Origin of the sequence: Thermophilibacter immobilis (assembly GCF_015277515.1) — a bacterium.
Classification (GTDB): domain Bacteria; phylum Actinomycetota; class Coriobacteriia; order Coriobacteriales; family Atopobiaceae; genus Thermophilibacter; species Thermophilibacter immobilis.
In genome coordinates this window covers 139,527-162,176 of record NZ_CP063767.1, presented here as the reverse complement: position 1 = coordinate 162,176, position 22,650 = coordinate 139,527, and the positions used below count along the sequence as shown (strand labels likewise).

8 protein-coding genes, 6 rRNA genes and 1 pseudogene are annotated in these 22,650 nt (G+C 62.9%); all 15 read right to left on the bottom strand.

The window, feature by feature from the left end; genetic code table 11:
- Positions 1-101 precede the first annotated feature (101 nt).
- On the bottom strand, positions 102-3,038 hold the full coding sequence (locus INP52_RS00725; RefSeq protein WP_194371534.1) for an AfsR/SARP family transcriptional regulator: 2,937 nt from the start codon (positions 3,036-3,038) through the stop codon (positions 102-104).
- Between the two features lie 351 nt (positions 3,039-3,389).
- Positions 3,390-4,680: pseudogene (locus INP52_RS10225) on the bottom strand (IS256 family transposase).
- Positions 4,681-4,964: 284 nt separating this feature from the next.
- A 5S ribosomal RNA gene (rrf, locus tag INP52_RS00715) occupies positions 4,965-5,079 on the bottom strand.
- A gap of 114 nt (positions 5,080-5,193) precedes the next feature.
- Positions 5,194-8,131: ribosomal RNA gene (locus INP52_RS00710) — 23S ribosomal RNA — on the bottom strand.
- A 245-nt stretch (positions 8,132-8,376) separates the two neighbouring features.
- Positions 8,377-9,891: ribosomal RNA gene (locus INP52_RS00705) — 16S ribosomal RNA — on the bottom strand.
- A 424-nt stretch (positions 9,892-10,315) separates the two neighbouring features.
- Positions 10,316-10,430: ribosomal RNA gene (gene rrf / locus INP52_RS00700) — 5S ribosomal RNA — on the bottom strand.
- Between the two features lie 114 nt (positions 10,431-10,544).
- Positions 10,545-13,477, bottom strand: a 23S ribosomal RNA gene (locus tag INP52_RS00695).
- A 244-nt stretch (positions 13,478-13,721) separates the two neighbouring features.
- Positions 13,722-15,238 (bottom strand): 16S ribosomal RNA (locus INP52_RS00690).
- The 16S, 23S and 5S rRNA genes sit together here, the layout of an rRNA operon.
- Before the next feature lie 292 nt (positions 15,239-15,530).
- Positions 15,531-16,934 carry a phosphohexomutase domain-containing protein gene (locus tag INP52_RS00685; RefSeq protein ID WP_194371532.1) on the bottom strand — a complete coding sequence of 468 codons (1,404 nt, stop codon included), beginning with the start codon at positions 16,932-16,934 and terminating at the stop codon, positions 15,531-15,533.
- A complete protein-coding gene (locus INP52_RS00680; protein WP_194371530.1) occupies positions 16,927-17,832 on the bottom strand; it encodes a UTP--glucose-1-phosphate uridylyltransferase in 906 nt (301 codons plus the stop codon). The genes INP52_RS00685 and INP52_RS00680 overlap by 8 nt, the downstream gene beginning before the upstream one ends.
- A gap of 190 nt (positions 17,833-18,022) precedes the next feature.
- Positions 18,023-18,448: a metal-dependent transcriptional regulator gene (locus INP52_RS00675; protein ID WP_194371528.1), complete on the bottom strand. Its 426-nt coding sequence runs from the start codon at positions 18,446-18,448 to the stop codon at positions 18,023-18,025.
- Positions 18,449-18,514: 66 nt separating this feature from the next.
- Positions 18,515-19,798 carry a UDP-N-acetylglucosamine 1-carboxyvinyltransferase gene (murA, locus tag INP52_RS00670; RefSeq protein WP_194371526.1) on the bottom strand — a complete coding sequence of 428 codons (1,284 nt, stop codon included), beginning with the start codon at positions 19,796-19,798 and terminating at the stop codon, positions 18,515-18,517.
- A 12-nt stretch (positions 19,799-19,810) separates the two neighbouring features.
- Complete coding sequence (gene atpC / locus INP52_RS00665) at positions 19,811-20,245, bottom strand: ATP synthase F1 subunit epsilon (protein ID WP_194371524.1); 435 nt, start codon at positions 20,243-20,245, stop codon at positions 19,811-19,813.
- Between the two features lie 8 nt (positions 20,246-20,253).
- Positions 20,254-21,735 (bottom strand): F0F1 ATP synthase subunit beta, encoded by a 1,482-nt coding sequence (gene atpD, locus INP52_RS00660; RefSeq protein WP_194371522.1) that lies wholly within the window; start codon positions 21,733-21,735, stop codon positions 20,254-20,256.
- Positions 21,735-22,649, bottom strand: coding sequence for an ATP synthase F1 subunit gamma (gene atpG / locus INP52_RS00655; RefSeq protein ID WP_194371520.1), 915 nt, complete (start codon positions 22,647-22,649; stop codon positions 21,735-21,737). The genes atpD and atpG overlap by 1 nt, the downstream gene beginning before the upstream one ends.
- Position 22,650: the final 1 nt, after the last annotated feature.

Genomic DNA, 22,650 nt, shown 5'->3' with positions numbered 1-22,650 from the left:
ATCCTTTTTACTTTACTCATAGCGCGCAGTAAGGTTCCCCAAAGGGGCAGGTCTCACTAAAAGCGCAACCTTACCTTGGCCTCCACCCGGCAATCACGACCTCATAGCATGCCTCGTCCCCGTGCCTGTGCGCTGGGTAGGGTCAGACCCTCCTCCCCCACCGCCTGGCGCAGCATGCGGGAGGGAGGACGGCTGGACGCCTGTGCCAGCCTGTGGGTGTAGCTACGGTAGTGCTGGTCAGCCTCTGCGTTTCTTCCGCTCGCCCTGAGTGCCTGGACCAAGACGATAAGGGCGTCCTCTCGCATGTCGTCAGCTAGGATCGCATCGGTCGCAAGGCGGACGGACGTGCGCTTTTGCCCCAGGCGCAGCGCCGCGTCAGCGCCCGCCACCATTGCGTCGATGTAGAGCGTCCTCAACTCTCGGCGCGCCGCCGCGAGCGCCCCCGTCGCATCCATGAGCGGCACATAGAGGTCTCCCTCGTAGAGCTTCTCTGCGCGACGAGCCATCGCGACGGCGCGAGCGTCCCCCTCGCCATCCGAGGCCTCTCGGGCGCACGCCCTGAACTCGTCAACGTCGCAGCTCACCAGACTCATGTTCAGGGTCACCGACTTGCTCGAGCGCGACATGACAAAGGGGTCAAGATCCTCGTCAAGCTCGGAGACGGCCGCGCGCACCGTGCTCGTGGCCTGGTACACCTTGTTGAAGCCGGAGGTGTAGTCGCTCTCGGGCCACACCTGCTCGACAATCCGATGGCGTCTCGCGGTGCCCCCGCGCTGCAGGGCCAGAAACGCAATCATCGACTTCGCGTTGCGACGATCAAGCTTCCATTCGGGAACCTGCGAGCCCCGCACGCGCATCTCGAAGCCTCCGAGCAGGTGTATCTCAAGGGGAGCGGCACGGCCCTCGGCCCCTGGCGCCGGATGAGCCGGCACGAGCACGGGAGAGGAGCCCGCCTTCGCATACGAGGGCCCTCTGCGCGCGCCCCTCGCCCTCAAGAGCGTTCGTGCCCATGAAGGGGGGATCTGCTCTCGCAAGAGCTCGGAGAACTCCCCCATCCCCTCAGTGAGAACAAAGAGCAGCCAGAGCGCATCCCGGGGAACGTCTGGCGCAATTCTATCGCAGGCCAGGGCAGAGTCTCCCCTTGACGTGATCACCTCGCCCACGAGAGCGCACACGACTCCTAGGTCATCGTCTTTGGGCTCCTCGATCCTCTCGGAGTCGTCGCGCTCCCCCAGGGAGAAGGGCGCGACCAGGCCGAACAGGCTTGCCACGCGACCCAGGTAGTCCAGGTGGGCGCTGCGTGCGATGACCTGCGCCAATGCCGCACGAACGTGCGCCCTCGAGTATGCGCCCCGACGCACGTCAAAGACGCAGCCCGCCACGAGTGCCAGCACCCGTACGGGGGTGTCGCCCCCTCGCTCCGCGCGCACCGCAAGCGCGTCTGCCTCCGCAGCCCCCTCGTCGTCTGCAGACAAGAGCGAGGCCATGACCTCAAGGCAATCGGGATAGCCCTCAAGTCCCGGGAGCCCCGACGTGCGAAAAGTCTCCCGCGTCTGTGCGAGGACCTCCTCCGTGCTTGCCGAGCTGTCGAGAAGAAGCAGACGTGTCATTGCAAGATCGCAGCTGAGTAGCGCCACTGAGGTCCCTCTCTGCGACTTAGGACACTGGCGGGCCGCAAGCAGGTCCAGCGCCGCCGAGAGATGTCCGCGCGCCATGAGCCCGCATGCCTCTTGATGCAGGAGAAGGCGCTGGCCCAGTGCGTCTTGCATCCCCTTGGAAGAGACGCACGTCGTAAGTCCGCCCCGCAGCGCCTGACGAGCCGCTGCAAACAGGGCGATCGCGCGCCCCTCCTCATCCTCAATGGACACGCGGAAGGCGGCTTCCCTCTGAGCCAAGGGCAAAGGCTCCGTCTTGTTCCCCAGATTCGCCACGACGCGGGCTAACGCCTGCGAGCGGCCGTCATCCAAAGACGCCCTCTTCTCCACAGCCTCACTCACCAGGGCCATCTCACCGGCTTCGATGAAACCCGACCCACTCGCGATCACGAGGTCAAGCGCACTCTGATCAGGCACCATGCCGATCACGATCGCGGCCCGCGCATAGGCGTCCCTCTTCACCAGAAGCTCCGCACACGCGAGCCCCACGTCCGGAAAGAGGGCGCACGATGAGCTCAGAGCGGGAAAACAAGAGGTGAGAAGCGTGGTCGTGTCGGATCGAAGACAGACAAAGGAGTCCAGTCGTTCCGAGACGCCAAAAAGAGGAGCATCTCCCCTGAGGCTCGCCAGGAGCTCATCATCAGCACCCCCAAGAACCTGTTCGAGATCCCTTACCCTTCCCTGTCCCAGGAGCAGCATGGCAAGACGGGCCCTGAGGTCGCCCTCGGTGAGCGTGACGCGCAGAGATAAGGAAACGAGTCGCGAAAGCGCGTCATAGTATGAGCTGGGCACCACGAGCTCGGTGGCCCCAGAAGTGTCGACAACCCTGAGTCCCCTCACCAGACTGGGAATCCCTCGCGTCAGCGTACGAACTTCGTAAAGCGGGTCGCTCCGAGACGCCGCCACAATCGCGCGAACGAGCAGGTCGTAGGCCCCCACGACCACGCACTCCGGCAGAGCCTCAAGAAGCTGACGCGCTTCGGGAGACAGCGAGAAGACAATCGAGGCCCCCGACTCCCACATCCTGTGCAGGGCACGCGCCTCCCGACGCACGCACGCCTCGTCAGCTGCGGGAAGCTCGTCCAAACCCACTACGACGCCGTTGTCCATACGCGAAACGTTGCGTGCCATTCTTACCAGCTGTGCAGCGGTCGCCTCGGGGCCAACGCCACGAAAGTCGCGCCTGAGCACACGCGCGCCCTCATCCGAGGCCCGCGAGAGCGTAGCCGAAATGACATCACGACGTCCCATTCCCGGCTCTGAGCACAGGGCAAGCATGCGCGGGCGAGCCTCCTCGCCCAGAAAGACCGTAAGGGGAGCTCCCTGGGGAGGAGCATCCTCGGCCTCTTCAACCGAGAGCTCTTCAATTGCCGCCCTATCCATGCTTTGTGCCTCACACGACGCCCGAGTCATCACGCCCGCCTCCCAGCCTCTTGTCCTCGTACAGCAAAAATGCGCTGCCCTAACCTCAAGCTAGCATTCAGCTGGCATTAAAGAGCCGTCAATTCGGCGTATAGAACAATTAGTTTTGGTATCTTATGGAAAGATTACGGGCAGATTCGTGCAAGATGGTGTAACAAAGTAGTTACATCGTCTCGAATCCTCTTAATGATATTTTTTTATAGGCAGCATATAAAAATACAGAAATGAACAGGGGGTGTCGGCAAGGGTAGTGTCTCAAAAGTTGGTGTAAGCGGTGCCTTCGCCCGTGAACCCGCTTCCTCCTAACGCATCCTATGCCGCCCTCCTCCTCGAGTCAACGCCGTCCGCCTTCACCAGCCGGATGATGGCGGCGGCATGCTCGGCCGCGGTTCCCTCGTACGTCGGTGCCGGCGCTGGCGTACGCTGGGAGTCCTCCTCGTAGGCCTCCTGGATGGACCCTGCGGAGAACCAGCGTCTCGACTGCCAGGCCTCGTCCATCTCCGAGAGAGCGGCACCGACGTACCTGAGGAGGCTCCTCCTCGAGGGGAAGACCTGCACGACGCGGCTCCTGCGCTTGATCTCCCGGTTGGTGCGCTCCTGGATGTTGTTGGTCCTGAGCCTGATGTGGTGCTCGTAGGGGAAGTCGAGGTAGGCGAGCGCGTCAGCCTCGGTCTCCTCCAGGAGCTCGCCCGCCGCGGGGCAGATGGCGCCAACCTCGTCGATCGCCAGGTGGTAGAGCTCCCTGACGAGGTCCGGGTCACGCTCCGCGAACACGGCCGAGAGCACCTGCCCCACGAGGGCGCGCTGGCGCCTTGTCCTGGCGAGCGAGCAGCAGTTCCTCTCGAGGTGGACGATGCAGCGCTGCCAGGCGGCGCCCGGGAAGGTCTCCTCGATGGCACGCCTCAGCCCCTCGTGGGCGTCGGAGACGACGCAGATGACGTCCGCCACGCCACGGTCGCGCAGGCCCCCTCAGGAACCCGAGCCAGGACGCGTAGGACTCCGTGTCGACCGCGTCGACGCCGACGAGGTAGCGGTGGCCGTCATCGGCGGCCGCTATCGCCGTCACCACGGCCACGGAGCCGACGTGCCCGCCCTCCCGGGCCTTGATGTAGGTGGCGTCGAGCCACAGGTAGGGGAAACGCAGGTCGCGGAAGACGCGCCCCTGCAGGTCTGCGACCGTCTCGTCGAGCGTGGCGCACATCCGGGAGACGGCATCCTTGCCGAGCCTGTCGGCACCGAGCGTGTGGGCCACGCGCTCGACCTTCCTCGTCGAGACCCCACAGGTGACCATCTCGGCCACGGCCGCCACGATCGCGCGGTCGGTCCTGGAGTATCGCTCCACCAGGTCCTCGGGGAAGAAGGACCCGCGCCTGAGCTTGGGTATGCGGAGGGTGATCGTGCCGACGCTCGTGAGCAGCGAGCGCTCCCGGTAGCCGTTCCTCTGGTTGCCGCCCTCGCACTCGAGGTCGGCCTCGACGCTCATCACCTCGTTGACGACGGACTCGGCGAGCACCCTCGCCAGCTCGCCCACGTTCACCATCCCGTCGTCGAACCGGGGCAGCCCCGGTGTCACACCGTCCTGCCCATCGCCTATGATTGCCATAGCGGTCATCGCCTCTCCTAGTCCCGATACGTCGCTGTTCGGGATTCTAGGGCGATGGCCGTTCCCCTCAGGCCTTCAGGCCTGAGGGGAACGTGCTTACACCAACTTTCGCGACACGATCTCGGCAAGGTGCGAACCAAGCCAAGATGCTCAGGGCAGGCAGATGCTCCTATATGGGACCCCCACCGCTCTCTTTTAAAGCTTTGGATTCCCTCCCGACATGCGGGAGGGGGCGGGGGAGCCGCCGGCTCCCCCGCCCCCTCGACGGGAAAATGCCCCTTGTTGGTCAGCGACGTCCTGCTCTCCCACGGACTACACCGCAGTACCATCGGCGCTAGGGGGCTTAACTTCCGGGTTCGGAATGGGACCGGGTGTGCCTCCCCTGCCATGGTCGCTGACCAACAAGGGGCATTCTTGCCTGGGGACGGCGCTCGACCGTGCCCTCAGGGCCGCACAGCGTGACCTCGATCCCCCTCGCGAGGGTCGCATACGAGACTCGAACACGTAAATGAAGAGGAGAAGAGCTCGGCCGATTAGTACCGCTCGACTCAGCGCCTCGCGGCGCTTACATCTGCGGCCTATCAAACTCGTGGTCTACGAGTGGCCTTACCGAAAGGAAAACTCATCTCGGGACTGGCTTCCCGCTTAGATGCTTTCAGCGGTTATCCGAACCGGACTCAGCTACCGGGCTATGCCGTTGGTCGACAACAACTACACCGGAGGTCCGTCCACCCCGGTCCTCTCGTACTAGGGGCAGCCTCCCTCAGTTTTCCTACGCCCACGGAGGATAGGGACCGAACTGTCTCACGACGTTCTGAACCCAGCTCGCGTACCGCTTTAAATGGCGAACGGCCATACCCTTGGGACCTGCTCCAGCCCCAGGATGCGATGAGCCGACATCGAGGTGCCAAACCTTCCCGTCGATGTGGACTCTTGGGGAAGATCAGCCTGTTATCCCCGGAGTACCTTTTATCCGTTGAGCGACGGCCATACCACACTGAGCCGCCGGATCACTAGAACCTGGTTTCCCATCTGCTCGACTTGTCTGTCTCGCAGTCAAGCCTGCTTGTGCTCTTGCACTCAAAGGGACGGTTGCCGACCGTCCTGAGCAGACCTTACGTGCGCCTCCGTTACATTTTAGGAGGCGACCGCCCCAGTCAAACTACCCACCTGACACGGTCCCCGCGCCGGATAACGGTCGCGGGTTAGGCTGCCAGAACGTCGAGGGTGGTATTCCAAGGGCGACTCCCCAGAGACTGGCGTCCCTGGTTCGAAGTCTCCCACCTATCCTCTACACGACGGACCGGCAGCCAATGTCAAGCTGCAGTAAAGGTTCACGGGGTCTTTCCGTCCTTCCGCGGGTAAGTCGCATCTTCACGACTAATGCAATTTCACCGGGTCTATGGTTGAGACAGCGTCCAAGTCGTTACGCCTTTCGTGCAGGTCGGAACTTACCCGACAAGGAATTTCGCTACCTTAGGACCGTTATAGTTACGGCCGCCGTTTACCGGGGCTTGGATTCGCCGCTTCGCTTGCGCTAACGGCTCCTCGTGACCTTCCGGCACCGGGCAGGCGTCAGACCCTATACGTCGTCTTACGACTTCAGCAGAGTCCTGTGTTTTTGATAAACAGTCGCTTGGACCTATTTACTGTGGCCGGCCTGGGCTCGGGGAGCAAGTCCCTCCACCCTGTCCGGCACCCCTTCTTCCGAAGTTACGGGGCAATTTTGCCGAGTTCCTTAACCATAGTTCTCCCGATCGCCTTGGTATGCTCTACCCACCCACCTGTGTCGGTTTTGGTACGGGCCCCTGCGGGCTCCCTAGGGGGTTTTCTTGGGAGCATGGGCTCGCTGGCTTCGCTCATTCGCTTCGTCCGGCACCTCGGCCCCAGTGGGAGCCGCGTTTCACAAGCTCCCGGCCTACGTGCCATCGCGGGGACGTCCAGAACCCCGTCCAGCTACCCTTCTCCGTCGCCCCATCGGTGATGACGTCCGCTCGGGGGTGCAGGAATGTCAACCTGCTGTGCATCGACTACGCCTTCCGGCCTCGCCTTAGCTCCCGACTGACCCTGGGAGGATTAGCCTTGCCCAGGAAACCTTGGGTGTACGGCGGGGGCGTTTTCCACGCCCCTCTCGTTACTCATGCCAGCATTCTCACTTCCGGCCGGTCCACCGAGCGTCGTCGCTCGGCTTCGCCCCGGACGGAAGCTCCCCTACCACTAATTAGATTAGTCCGCCGCTTCGGTGCCATGCTTAGCCCCGTATATTGTCGGCGCATGTCCACTCGACCAGTGAGCTGTTACGCACTCTTTGAATGAATGGCTGCTTCTAAGCCAACATCCTGGTTGTCTGAGCAAACGCACATCCTTTGCCACTTAGCATGGACTTCGGGACCTTAGCGGGCGGTCTGGGCTGTTTCCCTTTCGAACACACGGCTTAGCCCACATGTTCTGACTCCCGGACTCTGGACCTACGGTATTCGGAGTTTGATTGGATTTGGTAGGCGGTGAGGCCCCCGCGTCCATTCAGTGCTCTACCCCCGCAGGTAAACGTCCGAGGCTAGCCCTAAAGCTATTTCGGGGAGAACGAGATATCTCCAGGTTTGATAGGCCTTTCACTCCTATCCACGGGTCATCCCCCCAGTTTTCAACCTAGGTGGGTTCGGCCCTCCACGGGGTCTTACCCCCGCTTCAGCCTGCCCATGGATAGCTCACCTGGCTTCGCGTCTACGGCATGCGACTCATGCGCCCGTTTGGGACTCGCTGTCGCTGCGGCTCGCTTGCTAGCTTAACCTCGCCACATGCCGTAACTCGCTGGCTCATTCTACAAAAGGCACGCCGTCACGCCACGCGGGCGCTCCGACTGCTTGTAGGCAAACGGTTTCAGGTACTATTTCACTCCCCTCCCGGGGGGTGCTTTTCACCTTTCCCTCACGGTACTGGTTCGCTATCGGTCACAGGAGAGTATTTAGGTTTGGAGGGTGGACCCCCCAGGTTCCCACCGGGTTTCACGTGTCCGGCGGTACTCAGGTACCGTGCGGCAGTCCTCGCGGATTCGCGTACGGGGCTCTAACCCTGTCTCGCCGGCCTTCCCATGCCGTTCCGCTTCCACGAGGTTTTGTAACTGCGCTGTGCGCGGCCCTACAACCCCGGCGGCGCTTGCGCGTCCGCCGGTTTTGACCTAGGTCCCCGTTCGCTCGCCACTACTACTAGGGGAATCTCGTTTGATTTCTCTTCCTCGGGGTACTTAGATGTTTCAGTTCCCCCGGTTGCCTCCCGGCGGCCTATGTGTTCGGCCGTCGGTGCGTGGCAATGACGCCACGCGGGTTAGCCCATTCGGAGATCCACGGGTCGAGCGGGCAAGTGCCCCTAACCGTGGCTTATCGCAGCTTGTCGCGTCCTTCGTCGGCTTCCTGTGCCAAGGCATCCACCGTTTGCCCTTACCATCTTCTTTTCTTCTGATGGTTCGAACATACAAATATGCTGCGGCCCGCGCGTCAGCGCGGCCGCGTCTGAGATGCGATCTTCTTGAAGAAAATCTTGGTCACGCTATGCAGCTCTCAAGGTACGGCGAGGGCGAGCCCCCGAGACCGGACACTGCGCGCCACGGGGGCGCGACGAAGGCAATCAGCTGGGAATGGACGGGACGCACCGTCAAAAAAAAAATCTTACTCTTCTGGAAGAGGTGTTTCTCCCTAGAAAGGAGGTGATCCAGCCGCACCTTCCGGTACGGCTACCTTGTTACGACTTCACCCCCCTTACCAACCACACCTTCGGCGCCTCCCTCTCGTGAGAGTTAGGCCGACGACTTCGGGTGCAATCGACTCGGGTGGTGTGACGGGCGGTGTGTACAAGGCCCGGGAACGCATTCACCGCGGCGTGCTGATCCGCGATTACTAGCAACTCCGACTTCACGGAGGCGGGTTGCAGCCTCCGATCCGAACTGGGGCCGGCTTTGGGGATTCGCTCGGCGTCGCCGCCTGGCAGCCCATTGTGCCGGCCATTGTAGCACGTGTGCAGCCCAGGACATAAGGGGCATGATGACTTGACGTCGTCCCCACCTTCCTCCGGCTTGACGCCGGCGGTCTCGCATGGGTGCCCGGCCGAACCGCTGGCAACATGCGACGAGGGTTGCGCTCGTTGCGGGACTTAACCCAACATCTCACGACACGAGCTGACGACAGCCATGCACCACCTGTCTAGGCTCCTCTCGGCCACGGCGTTTCCGCCGCTTCACCTAGATGTCAAGCCCTGGTAAGGTTCTTCGCGTTGCTTCGAATTAAGCCACATGCTCCGCTGCTTGTGCGGGCCCCCGTCAATTCCTTTGAGTTTTAGCCTTGCGGCCGTACTCCCCAGGCGGGACACTTAATGCGTTAGCTGCGGCACGGAGGGCAGATCCCCCCACACCTAGTGTCCATCGTTTACGGCTAGGACTACCAGGGTATCTAATCCTGTTCGCTCCCCTAGCTTTCGCTCCTCAGCGTCAGTTGTGGCCCAGAAGGCCGCCTTCGCCACCGGTGTTCTTCCAAATATCTGCGCATTCCACCGCTACACTTGGAATTCCGCCTTCCCCTACCAAACTCAAGTCCGCCGGTATCGGATGCGAACGGGGGTTGAGCCCCCGGATTTGACACCCGACCAGACGGACCGCCTACGAGCGCTTTACGCCCAATGAATCCGGATAACGCTCGCCCCCTACGTATTACCGCGGCTGCTGGCACGTAGTTAGCCGGGGCTTCTTCTGCAGGTACCGTCACCTCGCGGCCTCGTCCCTGCTGAAAGCGGTTTACGACCCGAAGGCCTTCGTCCCGCACGCGGCGTCGCTGCGTCAGGCTTTCGCCCATTGCGCAATATTCCCCACTGCTGCCTCCCGTAGGAGTCTGGGCCGTGTCTCAGTCCCAATCTGGCTGGTCGGTCTCTCAACCCAGCTACCCATCGTTGCCTTGGTGGGCCGTTGCCCCACCAACGAGCTAACAGGCCGCGGGCCCATCCCCCTCCGTCTGGGCTTTCCCGCGCCCCCCATGCGGGGGTCGCGGAGTATCCGGTATTAACCACGGTTTCCCGAGGCTGTCCCGGAGAGGGGGGCAGGTTGCCCACGTGTTACTCAGCCGTTCGCCACTCTATACGCACCCGAAGGTGCCTTAATCGTTCGACTTGCATGTGTTAGGCGCGCCGCCAGCGTTCATCCTGAGCCAGGATCGAACTCTCCGTTCAAATTGGACCGGCCTAGGGCCGGTGCGATTCAAAGCTTGGTCCGTCTCTGTCCTAAGATCCCGCTGATCTCGGATTCGCTGAAAAATGAATTGACGAGCCGGGCTCTCGCCCGGCATCATTCGAATCTCGCTAGTCTGTCTTCGTCGATCTTTCGATCGCAGTATCCGGTTTTCAAGGTTCGCCGCGCAGGTCGCGGGCTCTGGCCTCGTTGCTGCGCGGGGAATTACTATACGCACTCGGCACCCGCCGCCCGGCGGGAATCGGCGGGCACACGGTTCCTACACAACTGAAACCGCTTAAGGCACCAAAACAACCGCTGGCATAGGTTTACCCACGTGCAGCTTTGGATTCCCTCCCGACATGCGGGAGGGGGCGGGGGAGCCGCCGGCTCCCCCGCCCCCTCGACGGGAAAATGCCCCTTGTTGGTCAGCGACGTCCTGCTCTCCCACGGACTACACCGCAGTACCATCGGCGCTAGGGGGCTTAACTTCCGGGTTCGGAATGGGACCGGGTGTGCCTCCCCTGCCATGGTCGCTGACCAACAAGGGGCATTCTTGCCTGGGGACGGCGCTCGACCGTGCCCTCAGGGCCGCACAGCGTGACCTCGATCCCCCTCGCGAGGGTCGCATACGAGACTCGAACACGTAAATGAAGAGGAGAAGAGCTCGGCCGATTAGTACCGCTCGACTCAGCGCCTCGCGGCGCTTACATCTGCGGCCTATCAAACTCGTGGTCTACGAGTGGCCTTACCGAAAGGAAAACTCATCTCGGGACTGGCTTCCCGCTTAGATGCTTTCAGCGGTTATCCGAACCGGACTCAGCTACCGGGCTATGCCGTTGGTCGACAACCCGTACACCGGAGGTCCGTCCACCCCGGTCCTCTCGTACTAGGGGCAGCCTCCCTCAGTTTTCCTACGCCCACGGAGGATAGGGACCGAACTGTCTCACGACGTTCTGAACCCAGCTCGCGTACCGCTTTAAATGGCGAACGGCCATACCCTTGGGACCTGCTCCAGCCCCAGGATGCGATGAGCCGACATCGAGGTGCCAAACCTTCCCGTCGATGTGGACTCTTGGGGAAGATCAGCCTGTTATCCCCGGAGTACCTTTTATCCGTTGAGCGACGGCCATACCACACTGAGCCGCCGGATCACTAGAACCTGGTTTCCCATCTGCTCGACTTGTCTGTCTCGCAGTCAAGCCTGCTTGTGCTCTTGCACTCAAAGGGACGGTTGCCGACCGTCCTGAGCAGACCTTACGTGCGCCTCCGTTACATTTTAGGAGGCGACCGCCCCAGTCAAACTACCCACCTGACACGGTCCCCGCGCCGGATAACGGTCGCGGGTTAGGCTGCCAGAACGTCGAGGGTGGTATTCCAAGGGCGACTCCCCAGAGACTGGCGTCCCTGGTTCGAAGTCTCCCACCTATCCTCTACACGACGGACCGGCAGCCAATGTCAAGCTGCAGTAAAGGTTCACGGGGTCTTTCCGTCCTTCCGCGGGTAAGTCGCATCTTCACGACTAATGCAATTTCACCGGGTCTATGGTTGAGACAGCGTCCAAGTCGTTACGCCTTTCGTGCAGGTCGGAACTTACCCGACAAGGAATTTCGCTACCTTAGGACCGTTATAGTTACGGCCGCCGTTTACCGGGGCTTGGATTCGCCGCTTCGCTTGCGCTAACGGCTCCTCGTGACCTTCCGGCACCGGGCAGGCGTCAGACCCTATACGTCGTCTTACGACTTCAGCAGAGTCCTGTGTTTTTGATAAACAGTCGCTTGGACCTATTTACTGTGGCCGGCCTGGGCTCGGGGAGCAAGTCCCTCCACCCTGTCCGGCACCCCTTCTTCCGAAGTTACGGGGCAATTTTGCCGAGTTCCTTAACCATAGTTCTCCCGATCGCCTTGGTATGCTCTACCCACCCACCTGTGTCGGTTTTGGTACGGGCCCCTGCGGGCTCCCTAGGGGGTTTTCTTGGGAGCATGGGCTCGCTGGCTTCGCTCATTCGCTTCGTCCGGCACCTCGGCCCCAGTGGGAGCCGCGTTTCACAAGCTCCCGGCCTACGTGCCATCGCGGGGACGTCCAGAACCCCGTCCAGCTACCCTTCTCCGTCGCCCCATCGGTGATGACGTCCGCTCGGGGGTGCAGGAATGTCAACCTGCTGTGCATCGACTACGCCTTCCGGCCTCGCCTTAGCTCCCGACTGACCCTGGGAGGATTAGCCTTGCCCAGGAAACCTTGGGTGTACGGCGGGGGCGTTTTCCACGCCCCTCTCGTTACTCATGCCAGCATTCTCACTTCCGGCCGGTCCACCGAGCGTCGTCGCTCGGCTTCGCCCCGGACGGAAAGCTCCCCTACCACTAATTAGATTAGTCCGCCGCTTCGGTGCCATGCTTAGCCCCGTATATTGTCGGCGCATGTCCACTCGACCAGTGAGCTGTTACGCACTCTTTGAATGAATGGCTGCTTCTAAGCCAACATCCTGGTTGTCTGAGCAAACGCACATCCTTTGCCACTTAGCATGGACTTCGGGACCTTAGCGGGCGGTCTGGGCTGTTTCCCTTTCGAACACACGGCTTAGCCCACATGTTCTGACTCCCGGACTCTGGACCTACGGTATTCGGAGTTTGATTGGATTTGGTAGGCGGTGAGGCCCCCGCGTCCATTCAGTGCTCTACCCCCGCAGGTAAACGTCCGAGGCTAGCCCTAAAGCTATTTCGGGGAGAACGAGATATCTCCAGGTTTGATAGGCCTTTCACTCCTATCCACGGGTCATCCCCCCAGTTTTCAACCTAGGTGGGTTCGGCCCTCCACGGGGTCTTACCCCCGCTTCAGCCTGCCCATGGATAGCTCACCTGGCTTCGCGTCTACGGCATGCGACTCATGCGCCCGTTTGGGACTCGCTGTCGCTGCGGCTCGCTTGCTAGCTTAACCTCGCCACATGCCGTAACTCGCTGGCTCATTCTACAAAAGGCACGCCGTCACGCCACGCGGGCGCTCCGACTGCTTGTAGGCAAACGGTTTCAGGTACTATTTCACTCCCCTCCCGGGGTGCTTTTCACCTTTCCCTCACGGTACTGGTTCGCTATCGGTCACAGGAGAGTATTTAGGTTTGGAGGGTGGACCCCCCAGGTTCCCACCGGGTTTCACGTGTCCGGCGGTACTCAGGTACCGTGCGGCAGTCCTCGCGGATTCGCGTACGGGGCTCTAACCCTGTCTCGCCGGCCTTCCCATGCCGTTCCGCTTCCACGAGGTTTTGTAACTGCGCTGTGCGCGGCCCTACAACCCCGGCGGCGCTTGCGCGTCCGCCGGTTTGACCTAGGTCCCCGTTCGCTCGCCACTACTAGGGGAATCTCGTTTGATTTCTCTTCCTCGGGGTACTTAGATGTTTCAGTTCCCCCGGTTGCCTCCCGGCGGCCTATGTGTTCGGCCGTCGGTGCGTGGCAATGACGCCACGCGGGTTAGCCCATTCGGAGATCCACGGGTCGAGCGGGCAAGTGCCCCTAACCGTGGCTTATCGCAGCTTGTCGCGTCCTTCGTCGGCTTCCTGTGCCAAGGCATCCACCGTTTGCCCTTACCATCTTCTTTTCTTCTGATGGTTCGAACATACAAATATGCTGCGGCCCGCGCGTCAGCGCGGCCGCGTCTGAGATGCGATCTTCTTGAAGAAAATCTTGGTCACGCTATGCAGCTCTCAAGGTACGGCGAGGGCGAGCCCCCGAGACCGGACACTGCGCGCCACGGGGGCGCGACGAAGGCAATCAGCTGGGAATGGACGGGACGCACCGTCAAAAAAAAATCTTACTCTTCTGGAAGAGGTGTTTCTCCCTAGAAAGGAGGTGATCCAGCCGCACCTTCCGGTACGGCTACCTTGTTACGACTTCACCCCCCTTACCAACCACACCTTCGGCGCCTCCCTCTCGTGAGAGTTAGGCCGACGACTTCGGGTGCAATCGACTCGGGTGGTGTGACGGGCGGTGTGTACAAGGCCCGGGAACGCATTCACCGCGGCGTGCTGATCCGCGATTACTAGCAACTCCGACTTCACGGAGGCGGGTTGCAGCCTCCGATCCGAACTGGGGCCGGCTTTGGGGATTCGCTCGGCGTCGCCGCCTGGCAGCCCATTGTGCCGGCCATTGTAGCACGTGTGCAGCCCAGGACATAAGGGGCATGATGACTTGACGTCGTCCCCACCTTCCTCCGGCTTGACGCCGGCGGTCTCGCATGGGTGCCCGGCCGAACCGCTGGCAACATGCGACGAGGGTTGCGCTCGTTGCGGGACTTAACCCAACATCTCACGACACGAGCTGACGACAGCCATGCACCACCTGTCTAGGCTCCTCTCGGCCACGGCGTTTCCGCCGCTTCACCTAGATGTCAAGCCCTGGTAAGGTTCTTCGCGTTGCTTCGAATTAAGCCACATGCTCCGCTGCTTGTGCGGGCCCCCGTCAATTCCTTTGAGTTTTAGCCTTGCGGCCGTACTCCCCAGGCGGGACACTTAATGCGTTAGCTGCGGCACGGAGGGCAGATCCCCCCACACCTAGTGTCCATCGTTTACGGCTAGGACTACCAGGGTATCTAATCCTGTTCGCTCCCCTAGCTTTCGCTCCTCAGCGTCAGTTGTGGCCCAGAAGGCCGCCTTCGCCACCGGTGTTCTTCCAAATATCTGCGCATTCCACCGCTACACTTGGAATTCCGCCTTCCCCTACCAAACTCAAGTCCGCCGGTATCGGATGCGAACGGGGGTTGAGCCCCCGGATTTGACACCCGACCAGACGGACCGCCTACGAGCGCTTTACGCCCAATGAATCCGGATAACGCTCGCCCCCTACGTATTACCGCGGCTGCTGGCACGTAGTTAGCCGGGGCTTCTTCTGCAGGTACCGTCACCTCGCGGCCTCGTCCCTGCTGAAAGCGGTTTACGACCCGAAGGCCTTCGTCCCGCACGCGGCGTCGCTGCGTCAGGCTTTCGCCCATTGCGCAATATTCCCCACTGCTGCCTCCCGTAGGAGTCTGGGCCGTGTCTCAGTCCCAATCTGGCTGGTCGGTCTCTCAACCCAGCTACCCATCGTTGCCTTGGTGGGCCGTTGCCCCACCAACGAGCTAACAGGCCGCGGGCCCATCCCCCTCCGTCTGGGCTTTCCCGCGCCCCCCATGCGGGGGGGTCGCGGAGTATCCGGTATTAACCACGGTTTCCCGAGGCTGTCCCGGAGAGGGGGGCAGGTTGCCCACGTGTTACTCAGCCGTTCGCCACTCTATACGCACCCGAAGGTGCCTTAATCGTTCGACTTGCATGTGTTAGGCGCGCCGCCAGCGTTCATCCTGAGCCAGGATCGAACTCTCCGTTCAAATTGGACCGGCCTAGGGCCGGTGCGATTCAAAGCTTGGTCCGTCTCTGTCCTAAGATCCCGCTGATCTCGGATTCGCTGAAAAATGAATTGACGAGCCGGGCTCTCGCCCGGCATCATTCGAATCTCGCTAGTCTGTCTTCGTCGATCTTTCGATCGCAGTATCCGGTTTTCAAGGTTCGCCGCGCAGGTCGCGGGCTCTGGCCTCGTTGCTGCGCGGGGAATTACTATACGCACTCGGCACCCGCCGCCCGGCGGGAATCGGCGGGCACACGGTTCCTACACAACTGTCCTTAGACCCCCTGGCGCACAATGTCGCAGGCTCCCTCCAGAAGCTCATCGCGTTCGCACTCGGAGGGGGCCTCGGCATAGACCCTCACCAGAGCACCTGCCCGCGACGGACGCATGAGCACCCAGGAGTCGTCTTCGAACTGGAGGCGCAAGCCGTCGGCATGGCTCACCTCGACGGGCACCCGTCCGGCAACGTCAGGGGGGTTGAGCCCCGGCAAGACGTTTCTGAAGGCCTGAGTCACGGCGGGATCGAGCCGCACGTCCCGTCTCGTGTAGCGCATGCTGCCTATCTTGGACTCAAGTTCGCTCACGAGCTGGCTCATCGGCACGCCCGAGGTCGCCAGGAGCTCGACCGCGAGCAGGGCCACGAGCAGGCCGTCGCGTTCGTGCAGGTGCGCAGGGACGCAGATTCCACCGTACTCCTCAGCCCCTAAGATGACGTCTCCCTCGAGGACCTCCCGGTAGATGCGCGGAAAGCCCACTGGCACGCTGACCATCTCGCACCCAAGGCGCGCTGCCTGCCGAGAGACGAGCGCCGAGCAAGTCAGCGTGGTCACGACGCGTCCCGTGGCACCGTGTCCCTCGACGAGGTGTCCCATGACGAGGGGAACGAGCAGGCGCGCGGGGAGAATGGACCCGTGCTCATCCACCACGGCGGCCCGGTCCCCGTCACCGTCGAGGAGCACGCCCAAGGCGGCTCCCTGAGCGACCACCGCCTGCTCGCAGGCATCGGCCCACGGGTCTTGGGGGGCGGGGTGGATGCCGTCGAAGTCCTCGTGGGGCTCAACATGAATCTCCACCACGTCGCAGCCCACGGCGGTGAGCAAAGCCGCAAGATGGCCGGAGCCCGCCCCGAACATGGGGTCGACGACAACCCTCGGTCGCGCGGCCGCCAGTGCGCCAGCGTCCACAAAGGAGGTGAGGGCAGCCATGTAGGGTCCCATGAGGTCGCGCTTCTCGATGAGCCCGCGCTGCTTAGAGGGGCTCGACGAGATGGTCTGCTCGACCTCGTCGAGAAACGAGCGCGGGCAGGGGCCGCCGTCGGCCGCGCGCACGAGGATGCCCCCGTACTCGCAGGAGCGCTCGCTCGCCGTGATGACGAGGGTGCCGAGAGCCGCCTCGTCCTGAGCGCAGGACCACGCCACGGCAGGCGTCGGGCAGGCCACGTCGGACACGCAGGCCCTGAGGCCAAAGGACGAGAGGACGCCCGCAGCCTCACGCGCGAGCACAGAGGAGTCATGGCGCCGGTCGTAGCCCACGTAGATGGTGGCGCCCGGCGCGTCGTCGGACCAGAGCAGCCCGAGCGCGTCGACGACTCTCACTACGTTGGCCTCACTGAAGCCGTCGTCGAAGCGAGCGTGCCACCCATCGTTTCCGAAGCGGATGATGTCGGGCTGTCTATCCAAGGAGCGCCGCGTTCCTCTCCCCCAGCGCCTCGCGGAAGGCGTCGGCCTGCGCAGAATCGTCGAGTGCCATGCGCGCGTTCGTGGCGGCCCACGCGGCGGGGGTGCCGGTGTCGCATCCCTCGGCTGGGTCGACGACGAGCGCGTACATCTCCTCCTCGGCGAGCAGGCGCTCCAGGGCGTCGGTCAGCTGAATCTCGTTTCCGGCGCCGGGGCCCTGAGTCGCGAGCAGCTCCATGACCCGCGGGGAGAGCAGGTAGCGACCCACGATGAACAGGTGGGAGGGTGCGTACTCGGGCCGGGGCTTCTCGACGAGGCCCGTCACCTTCCAGACGGCCCCCTCCTGCTCCCCCGTGGCGTCAAAGCCCGGAAGGCTCCCCACGCACGTCCCGGCGATGATGCCATAGCGGCTCACCTGGTCGGCGGGAACCGGGGCAACCGCAATTACCGAGGCGTCGCCGTGCTCGTGTGAGATCTGGTCCATGCGGACGCACATCTGGTGATCGGGAACGAAGTAGTCGCCGAGAAGCACGAAGAACGTCTCGTGATGAATCTCGTCGGCGGCCATGAGAACCGCGTGGCCCAGGCCGCGCGCCTCGTTCTGATAGACGAAGGAGACCGGAAGCGTCGAGGCCTTGTGCACGCGCGCGGCCTCCGCTGCCTTGCCGCGCTTGCGCAGGAGGGACTCGAAAGCGTGATCCACCGAGAAATAGGCCTCTATCTGGGGCTTCTCGTGGGAGTTGACAATGACGACGCCGTCGACGGCATCCGGCTCGAGAGCCTCTTCGACCACATACTGAATAACGGGCTTGTCAAGGACAGGCAGGAGCTCCTTGGGCGTGCACTTCGTGGCCGGCAAAAAGCGCGTGCCTAGTCCGGCCGCAGGAATGATTGCCTTCATGGTGATCCCCCTTGGGTTGTATGCTCGAGCCTGCCAGACGCGTGTCCGACGGCATTCACGACAAGCAACCACAACATACCCCAACGAGCCGCAGAGAATTCCGCCGCTCCCGCAGACGGACAGAGAAGTGCGCACTCCGTAAGGAGGAGGACGCGCCACCACAGCATGTCCATGCAGGTTTGAAAAAGAGCTACTCGGGGACGGGGATGCCCTGCCTCTCGAGATAGTCAATCAGCCGCTGCATGGTGTCTGCAGACAGCACGTGCTCCATCAGACACGCCTCCTCGTCGGCTGACTTGGGATCGACGCCCAGGTCAGACTCGAGAAAGGTGCGCAGGGCGCGGTGCGAGCGCCACACAAGAGCCGCGTACTTCTCGCCTTCGGGCGTGAGGCTCACGCGCCCGTAGCGACTCTGAACCACCATGCCCCCCTCCTTGAGCATGGAGAGGGCCTTGTTGACGCTCGCCTTGGAGACGCCGAGCTGGTCGGCCACGTCCACCGAGCGAACGGACCTGTCTCCGGTGGCCTCCTCGAGTGAGATACGGTAGATGGATTCGAGGTAGTCCTCTCCGGCCCTGGTCAGCGTATGGTCCTCGGTAACCCCCGTGTTCATCATGACAATCCCCTCGCTTCTCTCCGACTCCAGATATATCTGCAGCCCCCTCTGTGGACGAGCTCGACCCTAGAGGGGCGCGTCCTCGTCATCGGGTACGCTCGCGCGCGTCACACGAGCCCCCAGACTCGTGAGCTTCTCGACAAACCCCTCGTACCCTCGATCGATGTGATGAATCTCGGAGACCGTCGTCAGACCGTCGGCCACCAGGCCGGCCATGACAAGGGCCGCGCCGCCACGCAGGTCAGGCGACTTTACCTGCGTGCCCGAGAAGCGTTCCACCCCATGGACGATGGCGTGATGGCCCTCTATGACGATGTCCGCCCCCATGCGCGAGAGCTCGCTGGCAAACATGAAGCGGCTCTCGAAGACGTTTTCGGTGATGACGCAGCTTCCCTTGGCGAGCGCGAGCAGACACATGGTCTGCGCCTGCATGTCGGTGGGAAATCCGGGAAAGGGCAGCGTCTGAATGTCGGTGGGCACAAGTGGGCGATCTCTCCAGACGGTGCAGGAGCGCTCCTGGCGCTCGACGGAGGCGCCCATCTGCTCGTACTTCTTGAGCACCAAGCCCAGGTGCCGAGGGTCAAACCCGCTCGCCGTCACGGGGTCGCCGACGAGCGCCCCCATGGCCAGAAACGTGCCCGCCTCGATGCGGTCGCCCACGACCTCGTGGGTAACGGGCACAAGCTCGCGAACCCCCTCTATCTCGATGACGGGCGAGCCCGCCCCGGAGACCTTGGCCCCCATCTCGTTGAGTAAGTTGGCGAGGTCAACAATCTCGGGCTCGCGCGCCGCGTTGTCAATGGTAGTGGTGCCCCGAGCGAACACCGAGGCCATCATGAGGTTCTCGGTCGCGCCCACGCTCGCAAAGGACAGCGTCACGGTGTCTCCCACCAGGCCATGCGGGGCATGGGCGTGGATGTTGCCGTGATCGACCGTAAACTCGACGCCAAGGGCCTCGAGCCCCAGGATGTGCATGTCAATCTTGCGGGCGCCGATGTTGCAGCCACCCGGCATGGCCACGATTGCCTTGCCAAAGCGCGCCAGGAGCGGTCCCAGGACAGCCGTCGACGCGCGCATCTGGGCTACCAGATGATAGGGGGTCTCCCATGAGTCCACCTGGGAGGTGTCGATTCTGAGCTCGTGCGCGTTCACGACCTCGATACGGGCGCCGATGTTCTTGAGAACCTTGCCCATAACGTGGACGTCGGCGATGTCAGGGACGTTGCGCAGGGTGGTCACGCCCGGGGCCATGATGGTGGCCGCCATGAGCTTGAGCGCCGAGTTCTTGGCGCCCTCGACGCGCACCTCTCCCGCGACGCGGTGTCCACCTTCGACCTGAATGACGTCCATACGACCTCCGTACTAGCGGGAGCTCGCAGCAGCGTCCCCCATGACCTGTTTCAACAAAAGGTTACACCAGCTCACCTTGTTTGCGTAGTAGGCGCGCCGGTGATCGCCCTCGGGAATGCCCTCCATCTGCTCGATCGCATGGTCGCGCGTCTCGCGCACGACGTCAGGATCGATGTCGTCCGCGCGACGGGCGTGGTCGGCCAGGATGATCACGCCGTCGTCGTCTATCTCGGCATAGCCGCCCGAAACCACGACGTCATACTCTGCGCCCCCGTCCTCGGGCCGGCGCCTGATGCGCACCACGCCGTCTCCGAGTGCCACGATCTCGGGCGCATGTCCCGGCCAGACGCCAAGCTCGCCCGCATAGGTGACCAGCACGAGGTTCGCGACAGGCCCCTCGAGGAGGGACCTGTCGGGCCTGACGAACTGACAGTTGAGTTCTGCCATGGCGCTTCCTAGCTCTTGGAGTCCGCGGCGGCCATCGCAGCGGCGCGCTGACGAACGTCCTCGATGTTACCCGCAAAACGAAACGCCTGCTCAGGAAGGTCATCGCACTTGCCGTCGATAATCTCCGCAAAGGAGCGGACCGTATCCTCGACGCTGCAGTAAACGCCTGGGTTACCCGTGAACTTCTCGGCGACATGGAAGGCCTGCGAGAGGAACTGCTGGATCTTGCGCGCGCGAGAGACCACGTTCTGCTGCTCCTCGGAGAGCTCGTCCATGCCCAGGATCGCAATGATGTCCTGGAGGTCGGAGTACTCCTGGAGCGTCTCCTGGACGGCCGTGGCCACCCGGTAGTGCTCCTCCCCCACGATCGAGGGGTCGAGCGCCGAGCTCGAGCTGGCCAGGGGGTCGACGGCCGGGTAGATGCCGAGCTCGGTGATCGAGCGAGACAGGACCGTCGTGGCGTCGAGGTGCGTGAACGTGGTGGCCGGAGCCGGGTCGGTGAGGTCGTCCGCGGGGACGTAGACGGCCTGGACCGAGGTGATGGAGCCCTCCTTGGTGGAGGTGATGCGCTCCTGGAGCTCGCCCATCTCGGTGGCCAGCGTGGGCTGGTAGCCCACGGCGGAGGGCATGCGGCCGAGAAGGGCTGAGACCTCGGAGCCAGCCTGAGAGAAGCGGAAGATGTTGTCGATGAAGAGCAGGACGTCCTGGCCCTGGTCGCGGAAGTACTCGGCCGTGGTGAGGCCGGCAAGCGCGACGCGCATGCGAGCTCCGGGCGGCTCGTTCATCTGCCCGTAGACCAGACAGGTCTTCTCGATGACGCCGGACTCGGTCATCTCGAGGTAGAGGTCGGTGCCCTCGCGCGTGCGCTCGCCGACGCCGGTGAAGACCGAGGTGCCGCCGTGCTGCTGCGCGAGGTTGTTGATGAGCTCTTGGATGAGGACCGTCTTGCCGACGCCGGCGCCGCCGAGAAGGCCCGTCTTGCCACCGCGCACGTAGGGCTCGAGCAGGTCGATGGCCTTGATGCCCGTCTCGAAGACCTCGGTGGTCGTGGTCAGCTCGTCAAAGGAGGGCGCCGAGTGGTGAATGGGGTAGTACTGCAGGTCATCCGGCAAGCCCTTGCCGTCGACGGGCTGGCCCATGACGTTCCAGACGCGCCCCACCGTGGAGGGCCCGACCGGCATCATCATGGGATGGCCGGTATCCTTGACCTTGAGGCCGCGCCTGAGGCCGTCGGTGGAGGACATGGCCACCGTGCGGACGATGCCGCCGGGCAGCTGGGACTCCACCTCAAGGGTCGTGCTCACGTGGCCGACGGGCGTGTCGCCGTCGACGACGAGAGCGGTGTAGACACGCGGGATCTGATCCTCGAACTTGACGTCAACGACCGGGCCGACGATGCGCACGATCGTGCCCGTACCCACGCTCTTATTGAGCTTGTGGTACGCGGCCTCCTCGAGGGCGCTGCGCTGCTCCTGACTGCACTCTGACATTAGTTGTCCTCCAATGCGGACGCACCACCAATGATTTCGTTGAGCTCGGTGGTGATAGCTCCCTGGCGCTTGCGGTTGTAGATGCGGGCAAGCGAGCTCAGGACCTCCCTGGCGTTGTCGGTCGCGGACTGCATGGCACGACGGCGCGCGCCATGCTCCGCCGCCGCCGAGTCGAGCAGGGCGTGGTAGATAACCGTCCTGAAGTAGGCGGGCATGAGCTGGCCCAGGACCTCCCCGGCGGACGGGTCGAAGGCGAAGTCGGTGTACTCATGGGTCCCGACCTTGGAGAGGGCCTCGGGAGTACGGGGCTTGTTGGGCATCGTGAGCTGCTCCTTGCTGATGGGAAGAAGCTGCTCGGCGACCTGGTCCTGCTCGACGCGGTTCTTGGCGTGCCAGTAGTACAGCATGACGCGGTCGACCGCTCCCGAAGAGTATCCCTCCATGACGTAGGAGGCTATGCGATCCGCCTCGTCCATGTTGGGATCCGACGAGATGCCCACGAAGGACATCGCCGGCGCGACTTTGCGGTACGTGAAGTACTCAGTCGGCTTGCGCCCGCAGGTGATGACCGAGGATGCGACGCCCCTGGTCTCGAGGCGCTGCATCGCATGCTCGACCGCGCGCTGCTGCACGATGTTAAAGCCGCCCGCAAGCCCTCGATCGGAGGCGATGAGGACGAACAGGACGTGCTTCTCCTCCAGGTGCTTGGCCAAGAGCGGCTGGGAGTCGTCGAAACCGGAGGTGGCCACGTTGGCCAGCATGCGCGTGATGGCCTCCTTGTACGGCTCGGCCTCCTCGGCACGGTCCAGCGCCTTGCGGATGCGGGCGGTGGAGATCATCTCCATCGTGCGCGTGATCTGCATGGTGCTCTTGACGGAGCTTCTGCGCCTGGCTATATCACGAAGGTTCGCCATC

Excerpts from the sequence above, each read along its gene's own strand:
- atpD (WP_194371522.1), bottom strand. The coding sequence starts at position 21,735 with ATGTCAGAGTGCAGTCAGGAGCAGCGCAGCGCCCTCGAGGAGGCCGCG.
- INP52_RS00675 (WP_194371528.1), bottom strand. The coding sequence starts at position 18,448 with ATGATGAACACGGGGGTTACCGAGGACCATACGCTGACCAGGGCCGGA.
- atpG (WP_194371520.1), bottom strand. The coding sequence starts at position 22,649 with ATGGCGAACCTTCGTGATATAGCCAGGCGCAGAAGCTCCGTCAAGAGC.
- INP52_RS00725 (WP_194371534.1), bottom strand. The coding sequence starts at position 3,038 with ATGGATAGGGCGGCAATTGAAGAGCTCTCGGTTGAAGAGGCCGAGGAT.
- murA (WP_194371526.1), bottom strand. The coding sequence starts at position 19,798 with ATGGACGTCATTCAGGTCGAAGGTGGACACCGCGTCGCGGGAGAGGTG.
- atpC (WP_194371524.1), bottom strand. The coding sequence starts at position 20,245 with ATGGCAGAACTCAACTGTCAGTTCGTCAGGCCCGACAGGTCCCTCCTC.
- INP52_RS00680 (WP_194371530.1), bottom strand. The coding sequence starts at position 17,832 with ATGAAGGCAATCATTCCTGCGGCCGGACTAGGCACGCGCTTTTTGCCG.